Annotated in this window: 18 protein-coding genes; 13 read left to right on the forward strand and 5 right to left on the reverse strand. The window is 45.3% G+C overall.

Going from position 1 to position 17,093, the window contains the following annotated elements; translation table 11 throughout:
- Positions 1–23 precede the first annotated feature (23 nt).
- Genes JFQ59_RS08360 through JFQ59_RS08380 form a run of 5 tightly spaced genes read left to right on the forward strand, consistent with a single transcriptional unit; the run spans position 24 to position 3,587 of the window.
- Positions 24–434: a metal-dependent transcriptional regulator gene (locus JFQ59_RS08360; protein ID WP_330999867.1), complete on the forward strand. Its 411-nt coding sequence runs from the start codon at positions 24–26 to the stop codon at positions 432–434.
- Positions 431–1,369, forward strand: coding sequence for a metal ABC transporter solute-binding protein, Zn/Mn family (locus JFQ59_RS08365; protein WP_202319966.1), 939 nt, complete (start codon positions 431–433; stop codon positions 1,367–1,369). The genes JFQ59_RS08360 and JFQ59_RS08365 overlap by 4 nt, the downstream gene beginning before the upstream one ends.
- Positions 1,366–2,124, forward strand: coding sequence for a metal ABC transporter ATP-binding protein (locus JFQ59_RS08370; RefSeq protein ID WP_202319967.1), 759 nt, complete (start codon positions 1,366–1,368; stop codon positions 2,122–2,124). Before JFQ59_RS08365 ends, JFQ59_RS08370 begins: the two co-directional genes overlap by 4 nt.
- Complete coding sequence (locus tag JFQ59_RS08375) at positions 2,117–2,902, forward strand: metal ABC transporter permease (protein ID WP_202319968.1); 786 nt, start codon at positions 2,117–2,119, stop codon at positions 2,900–2,902. The genes JFQ59_RS08370 and JFQ59_RS08375 overlap by 8 nt, the downstream gene beginning before the upstream one ends.
- Positions 2,903–2,927: 25 nt before the next feature.
- Positions 2,928–3,587, forward strand: a complete 660-nt coding sequence (locus JFQ59_RS08380; RefSeq protein WP_202319969.1) for a cytochrome c biogenesis protein — start codon at positions 2,928–2,930, stop codon at positions 3,585–3,587.
- A gap of 99 nt (positions 3,588–3,686) precedes the next feature.
- Here the strand turns inward: JFQ59_RS08380 and JFQ59_RS08385 are convergent, their stop codons facing one another.
- From JFQ59_RS08385 to JFQ59_RS08395, 3 genes are read right to left on the reverse strand one after another with little or no spacing between them, the layout of a single operon-like run.
- Positions 3,687–4,382: a nucleotidyltransferase domain-containing protein gene (locus JFQ59_RS08385; protein WP_202319970.1), complete on the reverse strand. Its 696-nt coding sequence runs from the start codon at positions 4,380–4,382 to the stop codon at positions 3,687–3,689.
- Positions 4,379–4,690: a divalent-cation tolerance protein CutA gene (gene cutA, locus JFQ59_RS08390; protein ID WP_202319971.1), complete on the reverse strand. Its 312-nt coding sequence runs from the start codon at positions 4,688–4,690 to the stop codon at positions 4,379–4,381. The genes JFQ59_RS08385 and cutA overlap by 4 nt, the downstream gene beginning before the upstream one ends.
- Before the next feature lie 26 nt (positions 4,691–4,716).
- Positions 4,717–5,199, reverse strand: a complete 483-nt coding sequence (locus JFQ59_RS08395; protein ID WP_330999868.1) for a multiprotein bridging factor aMBF1 — start codon at positions 5,197–5,199, stop codon at positions 4,717–4,719.
- 102 nt (positions 5,200–5,301) lie between these two features.
- On the opposite strand from JFQ59_RS08395, the gene pan reads away from it, so the two are divergent.
- The 3 genes from pan (at position 5,302) to hemB (ending at position 8,828) form a co-directional block, all read left to right on the forward strand.
- Complete coding sequence (pan, locus tag JFQ59_RS08400; RefSeq protein ID WP_202319992.1) at positions 5,302–6,498, forward strand: proteasome-activating nucleotidase; 1,197 nt, start codon at positions 5,302–5,304, stop codon at positions 6,496–6,498.
- 133 nt (positions 6,499–6,631) lie between these two features.
- The gene (gene hemA, locus JFQ59_RS08405) at positions 6,632–7,945 is read left to right on the forward strand and encodes a glutamyl-tRNA reductase (protein ID WP_202319972.1); all 1,314 of its coding nucleotides are present in this window, start codon (positions 6,632–6,634) and stop codon (positions 7,943–7,945) included.
- On the forward strand, positions 7,860–8,828 hold the full coding sequence (hemB, locus tag JFQ59_RS08410) for a porphobilinogen synthase (protein WP_202319993.1): 969 nt from the start codon (positions 7,860–7,862) through the stop codon (positions 8,826–8,828). The genes hemA and hemB overlap by 86 nt, the downstream gene beginning before the upstream one ends.
- Here hemB and JFQ59_RS08415 read toward each other — a convergent pair.
- Both JFQ59_RS08415 and JFQ59_RS08420 read right to left on the reverse strand, forming a co-directional pair.
- Positions 8,822–9,814, reverse strand: coding sequence for a class I SAM-dependent methyltransferase (locus JFQ59_RS08415; protein WP_202319973.1), 993 nt, complete (start codon positions 9,812–9,814; stop codon positions 8,822–8,824). The genes hemB and JFQ59_RS08415 overlap by 7 nt on opposite strands.
- Positions 9,811–10,797: a 60S ribosomal export protein NMD3 gene (locus JFQ59_RS08420; RefSeq protein WP_202319974.1), complete on the reverse strand. Its 987-nt coding sequence runs from the start codon at positions 10,795–10,797 to the stop codon at positions 9,811–9,813. Before JFQ59_RS08420 ends, JFQ59_RS08415 begins: the two co-directional genes overlap by 4 nt.
- 130 nt (positions 10,798–10,927) lie before the next feature.
- Between JFQ59_RS08420 and JFQ59_RS08425 the strand changes: the two genes are divergently transcribed.
- The 5 genes from JFQ59_RS08425 to JFQ59_RS08445 all read left to right on the forward strand — a co-directional run bounded on the left by JFQ59_RS08425 (position 10,928) and on the right by JFQ59_RS08445 (position 16,941).
- Positions 10,928–11,344, forward strand: a complete 417-nt coding sequence (locus JFQ59_RS08425; protein WP_202319975.1) for an Hsp20/alpha crystallin family protein — start codon at positions 10,928–10,930, stop codon at positions 11,342–11,344.
- An 80-nt stretch (positions 11,345–11,424) separates the two neighbouring features.
- Positions 11,425–12,402: an FIST signal transduction protein gene (locus JFQ59_RS08430; RefSeq protein WP_202319976.1), complete on the forward strand. Its 978-nt coding sequence runs from the start codon at positions 11,425–11,427 to the stop codon at positions 12,400–12,402.
- Positions 12,399–13,946, forward strand: a complete 1,548-nt coding sequence (locus JFQ59_RS08435; protein ID WP_202319977.1) for a PAS domain S-box protein — start codon at positions 12,399–12,401, stop codon at positions 13,944–13,946. The genes JFQ59_RS08430 and JFQ59_RS08435 overlap by 4 nt, the downstream gene beginning before the upstream one ends.
- A 105-nt stretch (positions 13,947–14,051) precedes the next feature.
- Positions 14,052–15,107 carry a TAXI family TRAP transporter solute-binding subunit gene (locus JFQ59_RS08440; protein ID WP_202319978.1) on the forward strand — a complete coding sequence of 352 codons (1,056 nt, stop codon included), beginning with the start codon at positions 14,052–14,054 and terminating at the stop codon, positions 15,105–15,107.
- Positions 15,108–15,174: 67 nt separating this feature from the next.
- Positions 15,175–16,941, forward strand: a complete 1,767-nt coding sequence (locus JFQ59_RS08445; RefSeq protein WP_269140574.1) for a TRAP transporter permease — start codon at positions 15,175–15,177, stop codon at positions 16,939–16,941.
- Positions 16,942–17,093: the final 152 nt, after the last annotated feature.

The following is a 17,093-nucleotide window of genomic DNA, read 5'->3' on the forward strand; positions in this document are numbered from 1 at the left end:
ATTGCGTAGGAAGATTGTTTATTGTGCGAACAAGGTTCGGTTTAAGAACAGAAGCACTTTTCAGAACACTTTATGCAGCTTTGGAGGAGGGTATATCAGTTGTAGGTCCAACCCAAATAGCAGAATCGCTTGGAGTTTCCAAATCTACCGCCTACAAGCTGTTAAATGAGTTATCTCAGGCCGGATATGGGCAGTATGTCCCAAAAAAAGGTTTAATTTTGAATGAAGAAGGCAGAAAGGAGGCAAAAATGGCAGTGAGGATGCACAGACTGATCGAGTGCATGCTTGATGATATTGGGGTCGAGGAGTTTTGTGGGGAGGCAGAGAGAATAGAAATGGTGGCAGGTAAGAGTTTCATTGAGGCCATTGAAGCGAAGTACGGAGATAGGAAGATCTGTCCATGTGGCAAGAAAATCCCAGAGGTGAATAAGTGAGGAGCACGATCTTTGTATTTGTAATTTTTTTATTTCTGATCCACCCGGCTGGAGCGTCGACAATAGTGGTTACCGTATCTGACTTCAAGCCAATCGTTGAGGCTGTAGCCGGGGATGGGTTTGAGGTTGTGAGCCTTCTTCCTCCCGGTTCCGATCCTCATGGTTTCAGCCTGTCGATTGAGGATGTGGAAATGCTGAAAAATGCAGATCTGATAGTTCTGGCGAACTCAAGATTTTTTGATTTTGAAGCCAAAATTTCAAAAGAATTCACCAACACTCTTGACTTTGACGATTATAATGTGAAACTCTATGATTTCCCGGGTTTCAGGAAGAATCCGCACGGTTACTGGATGCTTCCGGAAAACGCAATAGGGATAGCCAGGGCCGTGAAAAAAAGGCTCTCTGAACTGTATCCGGATAAAAAAATGCTGTTTGATGAAAATTATAGAATATTTGTCAGCCGGGTTGAAGAGGCGAAAAGGGAAGCTCGGAAGATTGCTGAGAGTGAGAGAGGGAAAATGTATGTAGCGATGGTCCCCGGTGTTTGCTATATAGCCAGAGCTCTTGATATAAACATTGCAGCAGTTTTGATGTCTGAAGGATCGGCTGCGGCAAGTGCAAGGGAGATCACGGACTTGAGGGCAGGATTTCGAAGCGGTAAGTACGCAGGAATAATTGTTCCGGAGTTTATGAAGGGTGGAAAAGGAGAGGAGCTTGCTGAAGAGCTTGTTGATGGGACGAATGCCAAGATTGTGTGGGTAAAATTTTCCCAGGGAGATGCAGCGTATGATACGGTACTCATTTCAAATGCTGCCAGAATTGCATACACCCAGAACTGCGGAGAATGCGGAGAAAACAGTTTCTGGATATATATTCTTGCAGTACTGTGTGTTTTTGAGGCCTTACTTGTTGCTGTGGTGAGGTTGAGAGTATGAAGGCCATTGAGTTTCATGAAGTCTCGTTCTCCTATAGCACAAGGGTTCTTGAAAACCTGAACCTCAGGATAGATGGGGGCGAGTTTGTGGCCATTCTTGGGCCAAATGGTGCCGGGAAGAGTACGATGTTAAAGCTTGTTCTGGGACTGCTCAAGCCTGAGAAGGGCTGGGTTGAGGTTCTTGGCTTTGATGCGTACAGAGAACGGAGCAGGTTCATTGACCGGATCAGCTACCTCCCGCAGAGAGAAGAGCTTGTAATGGATATTCCTCTTACGGTATCACAGGTTATGAAACTTCCGGCCCTGTCCAGAGGGAGAAAGGTAAGTGATGAAACCGTAAAGAGGATCCTCTCAACGGTTGGAATGGAGGGCATGGCAGACAGGGTCTTCAACGAGCTGAGCGGAGGACAGCAGCAGAGAATTATGCTAGCAAGAGCTCTGATAACGAATCCTGAGATAATACTGCTTGACGAACCCTTCAACGGTGTGGATGTACCTTCACAGGAGAAAATCGTGCAGGTGTTGGGGAATATGCGATCGGAAGGAAAAACCGTGATCGTGGTGGTTCACAACATTAATCCCATACTGCACGACGTTGACAGAGTTGTTCTGCTTAACAGGAGAATAGTCGCCGTAGGAAAGCCCAATGAAGTCTTTTCAGAGAAAAACATTGTCAGGGCCTATGGCACTTCAATTCCACTTGTGATCTGTGAGGAAGGATACACACATCCTCTTTACGGTGATTATCATGGATGAGCTGATTTTAAGAGCAATAATTGCCGCAGTTCTGATATCCATTAATGCTGCAGTAGCCGGGTCTCTGACAGTTTTCAGAAGGGCCTCCTTCCTTGTTGCGGGGTCGGCACACTCGGCACTTGCCGGGGTGGCTGCGGCCCTATTCCTGAACTCAATTGGTTTTGGAGTGCACTACTTTATTTTTGCGATGATTGCTGCGGTATTTTCTGCGTATCTTACTGCCAGAGCTGCTAGAAGGGGAGATGTGAACACAGGAATAGCAGCTGCTTTTTCTCTTTCAATGGCAGTGGCGGTCATCTTTATATCCATGACAAGAAATTCAGCAGCGAATGCGTGGCAGTTTCTTTTCGGAGACATTCTTTTACTTACGCAGGAAGATTTTGTTATTCTGGCGGTATCGACCGTTTTAATTGTTATCACGGTATCTTTTCTCTATTACAAGTTTCTTTTCATCTCGTTTGATCCTCTGGGTGCAGAAGCTGCGGGTATAAATGTTTATTTTTACGATTTTGTTTTAATTGCCCTGATATCTGCGTCAGTGGTCACGGCTCTTAAAGCCGTGGGAGCGATACTCGTATTTTCAATTTTCGTTGCCCCGTCTTCAGCCGCAAGGATTCTTGGAAAAAGCACGGGTTCCGTGTACACAATTACCTTTGTAATCGCCCTTGTGAGTCTGTATGCCGGAATAGCGACGTCTTATTACCTCACTCTCCCGTCAGGTGCCGTTGCAGCCGCACTGGCTTCGACAGTCTACTTTGCCGTTGCCTGGAAAAGTTAAAAAAACTTGGGCAATGCAGTAGATCATGTGGATTAAGACATCAGCTCTTGCATTTGCGGCTGGATTCATTATTCTTCTATATGGCGTCATCAAGGCATTTACCCTTCCACCGGTAGTTTCTGATTACATTCAGGAAAACTACAGAATTGTATTCTTTCACGTTCCCGCTGCTATTTCCTCCTTCGTTGCTTTTACCGTCACATTCATTCTTTCTGCGATCTTCCTGAAAACCGGAGACTACAGGAGGGATATTCAGGCCTTGAGTTCAGCGAAGTTTGGCTTCGCGATGATAACAGCAGCACTGGTGAGCGGCTCGATATGGGCAAAGGTGGCCTGGGGTAGCTACTGGAACTGGGATCCAAGAGAAACATTTGTTTTGATACTCTGGTTTGCCTATGCAGCATATTTTGCCCTCAGAACCTCCATCGAAGATTACCCGATAAAGGCGAGGTATTCTGCGATTTATTCTCTGTTCGCCTTCGTTACGGTGCCTTTAAGTTACTTTTCAGCTAAACTCTCCGTTCTGCATCCCACCACTTCAGAGCTGAGGTTTGATGCGGAGAGGGGAATGCTTCTCGGCTTGATGATTCTGGCTTTTGTTTTACTTTACATCGCCTACTTTCTTCTGGATTCAAAAATTTCGGAAATTGGTGAGAGAATGATGGGGGGTGAGGACTATGAATGACTACACAGCAGTAATTCTGGCATCGCTGGTGGTTCTGATTTCACTGCTTGTGGTTTACGTCTTAACTCTGAGGAAAGCTATCAGGCTTGCAAGAGATAATTAGTCAATTCTCCTTCTTACAGCCGGGTTTCTGGATGCTATTGATTTCAGCGCAGATTCAAAGCACTCGTTTAGGGCTATGGTTTCGCAGAGGAATATTCCGGTTCTTCCGACCTCTCTTCTGCGTGTGAGTACCCTTATCCTCTCCATGACAATGTCAATTGAAACATCCAGCATTCTTGCCACGCTGCTGGGATGCATGTCGGTTAAAGGCACCTCTCTATGCCCTTTTTCATTGGGAATTATCAGAACCAGCCTTTTGTCAACCCCTGCTACCCTCCTGTCCTCAACAATTCCGTTGTAGTCAATACAACCACCGAATCTGTAAAAGTCCATTTCCCTCTCACGCATTCTTACCAGTGGGAAGCTCACGGTGGTGTTGTCGGACAAAACGTATTCTCCCTTGATGGCGTAATTTGGTGTTGCCTGTATTATTCTCTTCTCCAGCACTTCAAAACCGTCAAGGGCTATCTCAACCTTGTATGAGGGGATGTTGTGAGGAATGAAAATATCCACATCGCTCTTTTCTGTTACATCTCCCCTCGCAACACTTCCATAGACGATACTCTCAATTCCAAAGGAGAAGAGAGAATCCATTATCTCCTTCGCTCTCTCCCTCTTTTCTTTCAGGATCTTCCATCGCTCTTCTGAGTACTCTATCAACTTTCTTACCCCGTATGTTGCAACCCTCCTCATCCTTCTACAGTTTCATCGATCCACTCAAGAAACTCCTTCAGCCCCCTTTCAATCGGGATCGCACATATACAGGGCACCGAGTAACTGTGAATTTTTTTAACCTCATCTCTGATCTCCGCAAATTTTTCTGATCTGGTTTTCACGATCAGCGCCCATTCCAGTGCCCCTTCTATTTTGCCTTCCCACCAGAAATAGGACTTTATTGGGAAAATATTTACACATGCAGCCAGTCTTTTTTCCAGCAGATCTCTTGCTATGCCCTCAGCCTCCTCCTTCGATGAGGCTGTTATGTATATGAAGTTGTGCATGGCTTTATTTCGTTTCACGGTTTAAATTATTTCTTCTTTCTTTTGACAACGACGATATCTCCGAGTGTCGGTGTCAGACTTTTGCTCCTACCCTCAATTTTTATCTCCGGTATTTGCTCTCTGAGCTTTATATTGAAGAGCTTCTCCAGTTTCTCGATAACCTCGGGTTCAGGCGTGATCTCAGCATTCTCAATTTTTTTGATTAGAGATTCTTTTTCCTGAATCTTTTTGGCGAGCTGTTCCTGACTCCATCCTCTTTTCTCCCTTTCGTGCTTTATTATCAGATGGTAGTCTTCTATGAGCTCGTCCTGGAATTCAATTTTTGGAGAACCCCTCTTCCTCTTCAAAACAACCCTTCTGGCACCCTGCTGAGATGCTACAGACGGCCTCTTTTCGCTACCGTATTGTTTGCATGAGGGGCAAACTGTCACTTCACTCCCCTCAACAACGATCTTAAAGCCCTTTCCCCTTATCTCTCTGCCGCAAATCTCGCAGTTCATCTCAATCACCAGCAACAAATTCTTATATGATGAGCGGTATATAGTTATTTGGAGGCTCTCGAAACGGTACGGAGAGGGCAAAAAATAGTGTATAAAGGAGAGGTAGAAAAAATGGGCGATAATGAGATTCAATACCTCATCGAGAAGCTGAAGAAGCTTGAGGAGGATTATTACAAGCTTAGAGAGCTTTATCGCAGATTGGAAGATGAAAAGAGATTTATCGAAAGCGAAAGAATAAGATATGAGAGAGAAGTTAGAAGGCTTAGAAGTGAGATTGAAAGATTACGCTCACCTCCTTTACTCGTCGGTGTAGTTTCAGACGTTCTGGAAGATGGAAGAGTGGTTGTTAAAAGCTCAACCGGACCCAAGTTTGTTGTAAACGCCTCCCAGTATGTCAGTGAGGACGAACTGAAACCCGGTGCCAGGGTTGCGTTAAACCAGCAAACACTCGCAATCGTCAATGTGCTGCCAACATCAAAAGACCCGATGGTCTACGGGTTTGAAGTGGAGGAGAAGCCGGAAGTGAGCTATGAAGATATAGGTGGACTGGACGTTCAGATTGAGGAAATAAGAGAGGCTGTTGAACTTCCAATGCTGAAACCCGAACTGTTCGTTGAAATAGGGATTGAGCCACCGAAGGGTGTGCTTCTCTATGGTCCTCCGGGGACAGGAAAAACTCTGCTGGCGAAGGCTGTGGCGAATCAGACCAGAGCGACATTCATTCGAGTTGTGGGGAGCGAATTCGTACAGAAGTATATCGGAGAAGGTGCAAGGCTCGTCAGGGAGGTTTTCCAGCTTGCAAAGGAAAAATCACCTTCAATAATATTTATCGATGAACTCGATGCTATAGCTGCGAGAAGAACAAACAGCGATACAAGCGGAGACAGGGAGGTTCAGAGAACAATGATGCAGCTTCTTGCAGAGCTCGATGGATTTGATCCGAGGGGCGAAGTTAAGGTTATAGGGGCTACAAACAGAATAGACATCCTGGATCCTGCCATCCTCAGGCCGGGGAGATTTGACAGGATAATAGAGGTTCCGATGCCAACCTTTGAAGGCAGAATTCAGATATTCAGGATTCACACCAGAAAAATGAAGCTCGCCGATGACGTTGATTTCAAGGAGCTGGCAAGGGTTACAGAGGGGGCGAGTGGAGCGGACATTAAGGCAATATGTACCGAAGCCGGAATGTTTGCAATAAGAGAAGAAAGGGCAAAGGTTACAATGCTGGACTTTACAAAAGCAATAGATAAGGTACTCAAGAAATCGACACCATTGCCCGATTTGAAGGGAGTGATGTTCGTATAACCGTTTCGGGAGCCTCCACCTTTCTCACCTTCAAATACCGCCTTAAAAATTTTCCGGATTAATAAGTTTATTTTTCGACATCCGGCCATGAATAAAAAACTTAAAAAGCAATGGTGAAATTTTAAAGGTTAAGATGGAAATTGGCTGCTTAACGATTTCTCACAAAAAGGCAAATGTGGAGGATATCGAAAAATTATGGCTTAAAGTCAGGACTGATTTGGACAGTTATATTTCAGAATGTGGAGTTTCAGAGTATGCCTACATCTTCACGTGCAACAGATTTGAGCTGTATCTGGCAGGTGGGGATGTGGAAAGCTGCCTGAGAGGGCTGGTGAGCAGGTTTGATATCGCAGGTAAAGCAGACATTCTGCTTGGAGATGAGTGTCTGCTTCACCTCATGAGGGTGGCTGCTGGCGTAGAGTCCATGATAGTCGGGGAGGAGCAGATTCTCGGTCAGGTGAGGCATTACCACAATCTCTGCAGGAAGGAGGGATTGACGGGAGAGATTCTGGACAGAGTTTTCAGCAAGGCGATTCAGGTTGGGAGAAAGGTCAGGAGAGAAACAGAAATTTCCAGAGGATCGGTTTCTATTGGTTCCGCAGCTGTCGATGTGGCAGAGAGGATACTCGGGACGCTAAAGGGGAAAAAAGCTCTGCTAGTTGGTGCCGGGGAGATGGGAACTCTGGTGGCCAGAGCAATAGCTAGTAAGGAAGTTGAGGCAGTGTTAATCGCCAACAGAACATTCGAGAGAGCAGAAGAGCTTGCAAGGAAAATCGGTGGGATAGCTGTAAAGTTTGACAAGCTGGAAGAGTATCTCCGGATCTGTGATGTTGTGATTTCTGCCACTTCCGCTCCGCACAAGATCATTAAAAAGTCGGATGTTGAGAAGGCGATGAAGGGAAGGAAAAGCAGATTGCTGATAATAGATATCGCACTTCCAAGAGACGTTGAGGAGGGTGTTGGCGATATTGATGGGGTTGAACTTCTCACGATTGACGATCTCAGGAAGGTGAGCGAAGAGAACCTGAAAAAAAGACTTGGTGAAGTTGAGAAGGCGGAACAAATAATAAGAGAGGAGTTAGATCAGCTTAAGATGCTTTTAAAGGATATGAATGCGAAGGCAGCAATAGCTGCGATGTATTCCCTTGCCGAAAAGTATGTCGGGGAGGAGATAGAGGAACTTTACTCCAGGCTGTCTGCAAGGTATAAGCTTGACGATGCAGCAAAAGAGATGCTGGAGGATTTCGCATCATCTCTGATCAGGAAGTTTCTCAGGGAGCCAACAGTCAGACTGAGAGAGGCTGCAAGAAATGAGAAAAGCTATATTATTGAAGCGGTAAGGTATCTCTTTGGTGATGGTAATGGCAGAATTCCCGAAGCTAAGGCTGAGAAGACTGAGAAAATCGAATCTAAGGAAGATATTCCGCGAAGTGAGGTTGGGTCCTGAAAACCTTATAGTTCCCGTTTTTGTTGATGAAAATTTGAAGGAAAGAAAGCCGATAGAATCAATGCCGGGTTACTTCAGACTTCCCGTGGATGATGCCGTGAGGGAAGTTGAAGGATGCCTGGATCTCGGTCTTGAGAGTTTCATTCTCTTCGGTGTACCGTCACACAAGGATGAATTTGGAACCTCCGCACACGACAGAGATGGCGTCATACAGAGGACTGTGAGGAAAATAAAGGCCGAATTTCCCGATGCTGTTGTCATCACAGATGTCTGTCTGTGCGAATACACAACTCACGGCCACTGCGGTGTGGTGAGTGGAGAGGAGATTCTGAACGATGATACTCTCCCCATTCTCGGCAGAATAGCAGTGAGTCATGCTGAAGCCGGAGCCGACATCGTGGCTCCGTCAGGTATGATGGACGGAATGGTTGGGGCGATAAGAAAAGCCCTTGACAGCGCCGGTTTCGAAACGGTTCCCATCATGAGCTATGCTGCAAAATATGCATCAGGCTTCTACTCACCTTTCAGAGAAGCCGCAGAGAGTGGATACAGGTTCGGTGACAGGAAGGGGTATCAGATGGACATCCACAATGCGAGGGAGGCACTCAGAGAGATCGAGCTGGACATAAAGGAGGGTGCGGACGTTATAATGGTTAAGCCAGCACTGCCATATCTTGATATCATTCGAATGGCGAAAGATAGATTCAACGTTCCACTCGCAGCCTACAACGTTAGCGGGGAATACAGCATGATAAAGGCTGCAATTGAAAAGGGATGGCTGAACGGGGATGTGATCTACGAGATTCTGGTAGCAATCAAAAGGGCTGGAGCGGATCTGATAATAACCTACCATGCCAAGGAAATGGCAGAGAAGCTTCAGTAAACCTCGACATCCACAACAACGTGATAAACTCCGGGAGAATAGTTCTTAACCTTTTTAAAGTTTAGAATTCTGCATCTCCTGCCGGCTCTGCTGCATGCCTTCTCGACTCTCCTAATCGGCCTCTCGATTACGGCTTCCGGGGTGGATTCGTGGTAGTGAATGACTCCCTTCCCATCTATTGCCCTTACCGCAGCCGGCAGGAAGTCCTGGCAGTAGATATGCCCCATCACAACCCTGTCGGCGACCTTTTCTGGAGTGACGAACATCGAATCACCGAGTATCGGAATTACATTCCTCACGTTATTCAGCCCGATATTCTCGATCAGATATCTGTATGAATCGGGATTTATTTCAATTGAGTATATCCTCTCAGCTCTGGAGTGGATGGCAATTGGTATTGAAAAGTATCCTATCCCTGCAAACATGTCTACCACGATTTCACCTTCATCGACCATTTTTGCGACCCTAATCCTCTCTGCCTGGTTCCCAAGGCTGAACATCACCTTGCTGACATCAAGTTTGAAAACGCAACCGTTCTCTCTGTGCAGGGTCTCGCTTCCATTACCGGCTATTAGCTCGACCCTTGGTTTTCTCAGCATTCCAACTCTGCCGTAATCGCACCATACTGCCTTGCATCTTGGGTTTAGCTTCAAAAGTGCCTCACCTATTGTTCTGGAATATTTTCTCGCCTCCTCCTTCAGCTTGACCATCAAAATGTCTCCCAGAATCTTGTAGTTACTTGGGATGAACTCTTCCGGCACGATGCCTTTAAGTTCAGACTTCAGATCCATCTTACTGCTGAAAACGGGGTTAACCTGCTCGACAATTTCGTAATCTGAAAAAAGGTCTTCTGACCCGTCTATAATCGGGATTTCAACAAAGTCTCCAGCAGCAAGGATTCTTCTTCTCCTGTCCTTCACACCTTTTTTTTCAGCCAGCTTTCTTACCTCTTCCGCCCTCTCCTTTGGAACCCTCACGGCCTTCATAGGTCTTTGAGAAATGCGTAAAATCTCCCCTTTTTCTCAAAAACCCTAACTTCGGATCCTATTTCTGCACCGTAAGGTCTTTCTGTTGTGATAACGTCTCCATCACTGCAAACTATTTCTGCAACACTCTCATCCACGTTCACGACCACGCCCTCTTTCATATCCTCTTTTCTTGCTGTAACTCTGTGTTTGTCCAGGTTTATGGTTTTTCCGGTGATTATATCAATAGCTTTCCCACTCTGAACGTTTTTGACGACACCAAATTTTCCATTTAGCTCTACAACATCTCCTTCTCTGTACTCCGGGATTTTTACAGAGTATGTGAATCTGTATACATCTCTGCCGTCAATTTTTGTATGGAGTTTCTTGCTTTCAGTTATTTCTCCGCCAAACCTGCTTTTGATGAGTTTTGCAATCTTCATCCCGATTTTTCTGCTTCCCAGATATACATTCAGTCCCTCCCTCTTCCGCTCAATTTTAGAAATGAAGGCCTTTTCATCACCTTTGCTCTTTCTGATCACGTTTTCAACAACTTCCATCGCACCACTGATTTCATCTTCACTGAGTTCTCTGTTATTCGCCCTGACCTGAACAATGGACTCGTAGTATCCACCGCTTTCTCTACTGCATTTTGGACAGCTCAGCTTTTTAATACTGTATTTTAATGGAGCAGAGACGGAAACGAACTCTCCATTTACGTAACCTGAGAATACAATCATCTTTGATTTTACATCTATCAAAACGTCTTTAACATCAAACTCATCAGAAATGAGGGTGTTTTTAAAGACCATCTCTTCTACAGCCCCTTCAAGACTTCTCGATGTCCATCTTGCTCCCTGCTTAACCGCTCCGCACGTGCTGCACACCTGTATCTCAAAATTTCTAACTCTTGCCAGCTCAACTTTCTCAACCATGCATTTCCCACAGAGCGTTCCTCGCTCGATTTCCTTTCCACAGACGATGCACTTCACAATATAATTCATTGATACGCACCTCTTAAAAACTGACCGAAATATTTATATTCTTTTAACCTAACAATAGGTTAGGTATAGTATGTTAGTGAGGGATTGTTAGGGAGTAGTGGGAAAGAAGTTTGTTGGGAGGTGATGAAAAATGTTCGTGGACCCGTTTGAAGAAATCAGGAAGATGCAGGAGAGATTCAACAGATTGATGGATGAGTTCGTCAGAGTTCCCGAATTCAGGGAGTACAGACTGGGAATGCCGGTGGATGTTATTGACGAAGGAGAACAGATCAAGGTAATTGCAGACATCCCCGGATTCAACAAGGAGGACATAGAGATCTACTTTGAAAATGGTGATCTTGTTATAAGGGGAGAAAGGAAGGAGGAGGTTGAAGAGAAAAGAAAAGATTACATTCGAAAAGAGAGAAGGATGGGAACGTTCTACAGGAGAATCGCCCTGCCCTCGGACATTGAAAAGGACGGTGTCAAAGCGAGATACAACAATGGTGTTCTCGAAATAACAATACCACGGATAAGGAAGGAGAGGAAAACAGTTCCTATTGAGTAATTTTAATATTTATTTCATTTTTGAAAGCAAAAGAAAATATACTCATCCTCTTTTTCAGATAATATATCGGAGGTCAGTACATGGATGTGAACCTTTTGAATCCAGAGGAGATTGGCAGTGTGAAATCCGAGAGCCTGATGCTCCTAGTTCCGGAAGCCATTTACAATCAGTTCAGGGAAAATTTCAATGAAATCAAATCTGAGAACGTTTTTGGGGCTGTATTTCCGGGAGTAATATTCAATGGGAGAAGATACGATGATAAGATAATTGCAGTGGAGTTTGATTTTGAGGTTAAGGTTTATAGGGGGGTTGTTGACAGGGTTGAGGGCAAAACGCTGATGATCTTCGGTGATGCACTGCATGCTGACATTGAAAGTCTGATTGAGAAAATTTACTTTAAACTCGGAAACAGGATTAAATACATAGGCGGTGGAGCAGGGTCGATGAGAAGTCGGATCAAATGCCTTTTCGATAGAGCAGGATTTTTTTCCGAAAGTATACTTCTTGCATTTCTTCCGCATGATTTTAATATAGCCGTAAGACATGGCTGGAGAGAACTTGACCAGAGCTTTATTTCAACAGAAGTGGATGGCAGGAGGATTATTGAACTTGACTGGAAGCCCGCTTTCGAAGTTTATAGAGAGGCTCTTGAGCTTAGTGGGGTGCAGATCAGCAGAAAGAACTTCTTTGAAGTTGCACTTGCTTTCCCTTTTGGACTGTCCAAGGTGAAAGGGGAGGACATAATCAGAGACCCAATCGGATTGGATGGGGACAGTATAATTTGCGCCGGAAACGTTCCGCAGAACTGCATTCTGAAACTCATGCACGGCGATAAAGAGGATCTTATCAAAGCTACGAGAGATTGCCTGGAATCGGTGGAAAACGCTGTCCTGTCTTTTGACTGCATATCGAGAGCGATATTTCTCGGAGAGGATCTGGACAGGGAGTTGCGGTACCTTAAGGACACGTTCGGTGCGCTGACAATAGGTGAGATCGGATGTGATGATGGTTTTCTGGAGTTTCATAACAAAACTGTGGTCGTGGGAGGATTGGGATGAACGACAAGGACCTCATCGCCACACTGTTTGAGCTGGAAAGTCTGATCCGTCCCGGAGACATTAGGAGTGTTTTGACGGAATTTGGAAAGGAGCTGATCAGAAGATTTGGCTTCAGATGGTTTAGGGCAGAGGTTCCAATACTGAATCTTGAGGTGAGAATACCGGAAAATGCCGAATTCGAAGATTCGGTAGAGTTCAGCGGCTCTGTTTTAAGGCTCCATACGGGGGGCAGGATAGATGATTTAATCTTAAAGGCTCTTAGACCGCTTTTTGAAAGACTCGACTATACCATAGCATACAGTATCTTCTATGACGTAATGTTGAACGTTCTTCAGTTTTCAGAAGACCTGATACTGCTGGTGGATGAAGAAGGTCGAATCGTTGAGATGAACAGAAAGGCTAGAGAGATATTCGGTTTGAGGGAAAAGCTTCCTGAAGAGTGCAGGAGTGAGATCTGCGAATTCGGTGGTAGGACCTACTCAATGGGGGGCATTAAAGTTGGAAAGCTCAAGGTTATTGTGGGGCGAGATATCACCCAAATAAAACGGCTGGAGGAAGCTGCCAGAGAGGGAGAGGAGAATTTCAGAAGACTTGCCGAGGCTATACCGATTGCCGTCGTTGTTTATGGCAAAGACGGATGGCTTTTTATGAACAAAGCTGTCGAGGAGCTGACGGGATATACAAGAGAAGACCTGATATCCAGACAGTTCCGGGAAATCGTTCCCGAAAACGAAAGGGAAAAACTCGAGAAAGCAATTGAGGCATGGGTGGAGGGTGAGGATGTTGGTCCTTACAGGCTCACCGTCAGGAGGAAGGATGGAAGAGAAAGGAGGGTTATCGTAAGAGGGGCGAGCATAAAGTGGAAGGGTAAGAAAGCGGCAATTGTAACCTTTACAGATGTAACCGAAATTGAGGAGGATAGAGAGAGGTTAAAGGAGCTTTCCGAGATGCTTTCCCTGATTAACAGAATTCTGAGACATGATGTTTTAAATGCGTTGACCTCTGCTCTGGCGTATCTTGAGTTCTACGAGGATATGAAGGATGAATCCATGTTGAAAAAGGTAAGAAACTCCATTGAACGAAGTGTAGCTATTATAAAAGACATGAGAGCGTTTGAGGAACTGGTAAAAAAGGGTGAGCTGAAGCTGGTAGATGTCAGAAAGGTTGTGGAGGAGGTGGCAAGAAAATTTGATCTCGACATCAGAATCAGAGGGTCGGGAAGGGCCTTTGCAGACGATGGGCTGAGGGAAGTTTTTGAGAATATACTGCAAAATGCCGCCCAGCACAGCGGCAGTGATCGGGTGGATGTTACCATAAAAGAGTTCTCCGATACCTGTGAGATCAGAATTGCGGATTACGGTAAGGGAATTCCGAATGCGATCAAAGACGAAATTTTCAAAGAGGGATTCAAGTTCGGAGATACCTCAAGAACCGGTCTTGGTCTGCACTTTGTGAAGAAACTTGTTGAAAGGTACAACGGTGAGGTTTGGGTTGAAGATAACATTCCGAAAGGTGCGGTTTTTGTCATTAGACTGAGAAAATAGTTTCGTTTGATATGCAGTCTTACTCTGCTAGATAAATTATAATGATAAAAATTTACAAAAATTTTTAACGAAAAACTTATAAGTGTTTATTTGTTATTAATTTTGATGAAAAAAGAACATTTGAAGTGGGTTTTGGGTGTACTTCTGCTGGGGGCTCTTGTTCTCGGATGTGCGCAACCTCAGGCACCAAAAGAAACTACAACTCCTCAGGCGACAGCTACAACACCCTCTCTACCGCCGGGAACCGTACTCAAAGTTGGAGGTGGACCTGTCGGAGGACTGTGGTATCCGGCAGCATCGCTTTACGCCCAGCTCATCACCGACAATACTCCATACAAAGCCACACCCACTGTGGGTGGTGGTGAAGAAAACGTCAGGAAGATAGTTAACAATCAGCTTGATCTTGCGATTACGTTTTCACTGCCGACATATCAGGCTTACAATGGAAAAGGGAATTTTGACAAGCCCTACAAAAATATAAGAACCATCGCCGCTGTTTATCCATCTCCACTCCAAGTTGCGGTTCTTGCAGATAGTGATATTCACTCATACTCCGATTTGCTGGGTAAGAGGGTATCTCCGGGAAAGGTAGGATTTACGGGCAAATATACCTTCGAAAAAGTTCTGGAGGTTTACGGCATATCTCTGGATGATATTGAAAAGGCTGGAGGTAAGATAACATATGCCGGATACAGGGATCAGGTTGATCTGATGAAGGATGGACATCTTGACGCTATTGTCCAGCAGACAGTTGTTCCAAGCAGCACTTTGCTTGATCTTTCCACCCTGAAGCCGATAAGATTGCTCAGTATCGATCAGGATAAGCTGGAGGAGTTCCTGAAAAGAAATCCTGCTTACAGTGCGTATGAAATTCCTGCTAACGTATACAATGGTCAGACGGAGCCTGTTCAGTCTGTGGGATTGTGGAACATCTGGGTGTGTAGGGCTGATCTGCCGGAGGATGTCGTTTACAAGATAACAAAAATACTGTGGGATAATCAGGAGAAGTTCTACGAATTGCATCAGGCATATCGTGACAACATGAAGCTTGAAAATGCGCTGAAGGGCCTTACCGTTCCACTGCATCCCGGTGCGTATAAGTTCTACAAAGAGAAGGGCCTTGAGATTCCAGACAACCTGGTTCCCCCTGAGTACAGGTAATGCATAAAAGGGAGGTGGAAAAATAAACCTCAAATCCCTATTTTTTTATGATTTTAGAAAAAAAGCTTTGAAAATTTTATCCGTGCTCCTCGCTCTGTACATTATTCTGGGTACTGTGATGGGTTTTCCTGAAGCCTATCAGCATAGGATCATATTTGTTACCTTCATTCTTGTAATAGGAATCTTGCACTATCCACTGGGCGGTGGAGAAAGAACTTTATTTAAGATTACTGACGCAATCCTGATTCTGTGTGTCGCTGTGGTTGGGATTTATTCAGCCACTCATTCTGAGGAACTTTATCTGAAATCTGGTTTTTCAACCTGGTTCGAGGCAATTCTTTGTCTCGTCTTCATTATTGCAATACTGGAGGTGACAAGAAGAGCGATGGGGCTGCCATTGCCCGTGTTGACATTTCTATTTATCATTTACTCCTTTTACGGCCAGTATTTTCCCGAACCCCTGACCCATGCTGGGTACGACATTTTTGCCTTCACAGATGTTCAGTTTCTGACGCTGAATGGTATTTTTTCAATCCCCATCGGGGCATCGGCAACTTACATTGTGGCTTTCATACTTTTCGGAAGTCTGTTTTTGAAAACAGGACTGGCTGATTACATGTTTGACATAGCGTATGCCCTATTTGGTTCAAGAACGGCAGGCCCCGCAAAGGTTGCCGTGATCAGCAGCGGGTTCATAGGGAGTGTCAGCGGGAGTGCGGCGGCGAATGTTGCCACCACAGGTGCGGTCACAATTCCGCTGATGAAAAGGATGGGCTATCCACCTGAAACAGCCGGAGCAATTGAGGCCACAGCATCAAGTGGCGGACAGTTTATGCCACCCATAATGGGAGCTTCTGCATTCATTATTGCGATGTATCTTGGCATACCGTACCTGAAGGTTGCAGCGGCAGCAGCAATTCCAGCAATTCTCTACTACCTCTCAGTGGGCACCTCCGTTCACATACTCGCCAGAAAATTTCGGTTGCCAACGATGAAGAAGGAGGAATGTCCGCCGCTAAAACAGGCCCTTAAAAAATCATATTCTTTTCTACCACTCGCTATCGTTGTTGCTGTACTTATTTCTGGTAGTACACCCATGCTTGCCGGTTTTTACGCAATTGTGTCGGTGCTTGTTATAGCTCTGGTTGACAGGAACCTGAGATCGAACATTCAGACATTCGTGGATGGCCTCTATGAAGGCGTTATCAACACATTGCCGGTAGCCCTTGCCTGCGCTTCTGCAGGAATTGTCGTGGGTGTTATTACTCTGACAGGTCTCGGGTACATGATGAGTTCTATTCTTCTCAGCGTTGCTAAGAGTAACCTGCTCCTCTTGCTCGGTCTGTGCATGGTTGCGGCACTCGTTCTGGGAATGGGGATGACAACGGTTGGAGTTTATGTTTTGCTTGCAGTTCTCGTAGCTCCGGCTTTAATCAAGCTGGGTGTTGTTGAACTTGCAGCACACTTTTTCCCGTTTTACTACGGGATTATCTCAGCAATTACACCTCCGGTGGCCGTGGCATCGTACACGGCAGCAGGTATTGCAAAATCCAACCCCTTCAAGACTTCGGTGGAGGCTCTGAAGATTGGTCTTCCCGCTTTCATAATCCCGTGGTTTTTTGCTATCTTTCCCGGACTGGTTTTGCACGGTTCGCCCTTAGACATCCTTGTGGCCACTGTTATCACTCTGGTTGAACTGTCCATTATAACCATCGCTGTTCACGGATGGTTCAGGAGGAACCTCAGCTATCTGGAAAGGGCAGGACTCATCGTCCTGTTTTTGGTGATATATTACCTGTCAATAATCTCGATATCCCATTTAAAGCTGGTTTAGTCTGTTGGTGGTGAGATAAATGGTTGCATACAACTACCAGCTCTTAATAAAGCACATTTTTGAGAGCGGTGTGAATTACGCCCCGAAGCAGGAAGTTGTTTACAGGGATCTGAAAAGATACACCTTCAGAGACATATACGAAAGGGTGCACA

The sequence above is a fragment of the Archaeoglobus neptunius genome (assembly GCF_016757965.1).
In the GTDB taxonomy this organism is placed as follows: domain Archaea; phylum Halobacteriota; class Archaeoglobi; order Archaeoglobales; family Archaeoglobaceae; genus Archaeoglobus; species Archaeoglobus neptunius.

Excerpts from the sequence above, each read along its gene's own strand:
- JFQ59_RS08430 (WP_202319976.1), top strand. The coding sequence starts at position 11,425 with ATGGATGTGAACCTTTTGAATCCAGAGGAGATTGGCAGTGTGAAATCC.
- JFQ59_RS08370 (WP_202319967.1), top strand. The coding sequence starts at position 1,366 with ATGAAGGCCATTGAGTTTCATGAAGTCTCGTTCTCCTATAGCACAAGG.
- JFQ59_RS08420 (WP_202319974.1), bottom strand. The coding sequence starts at position 10,797 with ATGAATTATATTGTGAAGTGCATCGTCTGTGGAAAGGAAATCGAGCGA.
- JFQ59_RS08385 (WP_202319970.1), bottom strand. The coding sequence starts at position 4,382 with ATGAGGAGGGTTGCAACATACGGGGTAAGAAAGTTGATAGAGTACTCA.
- JFQ59_RS08375 (WP_202319968.1), top strand. The coding sequence starts at position 2,117 with ATGGATGAGCTGATTTTAAGAGCAATAATTGCCGCAGTTCTGATATCC.
- JFQ59_RS08440 (WP_202319978.1), top strand. The coding sequence starts at position 14,052 with ATGAAAAAAGAACATTTGAAGTGGGTTTTGGGTGTACTTCTGCTGGGG.
- hemA (WP_202319972.1), top strand. The coding sequence starts at position 6,632 with ATGGAAATTGGCTGCTTAACGATTTCTCACAAAAAGGCAAATGTGGAG.
- JFQ59_RS08425 (WP_202319975.1), top strand. The coding sequence starts at position 10,928 with ATGTTCGTGGACCCGTTTGAAGAAATCAGGAAGATGCAGGAGAGATTC.
- JFQ59_RS08380 (WP_202319969.1), top strand. The coding sequence starts at position 2,928 with ATGTGGATTAAGACATCAGCTCTTGCATTTGCGGCTGGATTCATTATT.
- JFQ59_RS08435 (WP_202319977.1), top strand. The coding sequence starts at position 12,399 with ATGAACGACAAGGACCTCATCGCCACACTGTTTGAGCTGGAAAGTCTG.
- hemB (WP_202319993.1), top strand. The coding sequence starts at position 7,860 with ATGGCAGAATTCCCGAAGCTAAGGCTGAGAAGACTGAGAAAATCGAAT.
- pan (WP_202319992.1), top strand. The coding sequence starts at position 5,302 with ATGGGCGATAATGAGATTCAATACCTCATCGAGAAGCTGAAGAAGCTT.
- JFQ59_RS08415 (WP_202319973.1), bottom strand. The coding sequence starts at position 9,814 with ATGAAGGCCGTGAGGGTTCCAAAGGAGAGGGCGGAAGAGGTAAGAAAG.
- cutA (WP_202319971.1), bottom strand. The coding sequence starts at position 4,690 with ATGCACAACTTCATATACATAACAGCCTCATCGAAGGAGGAGGCTGAG.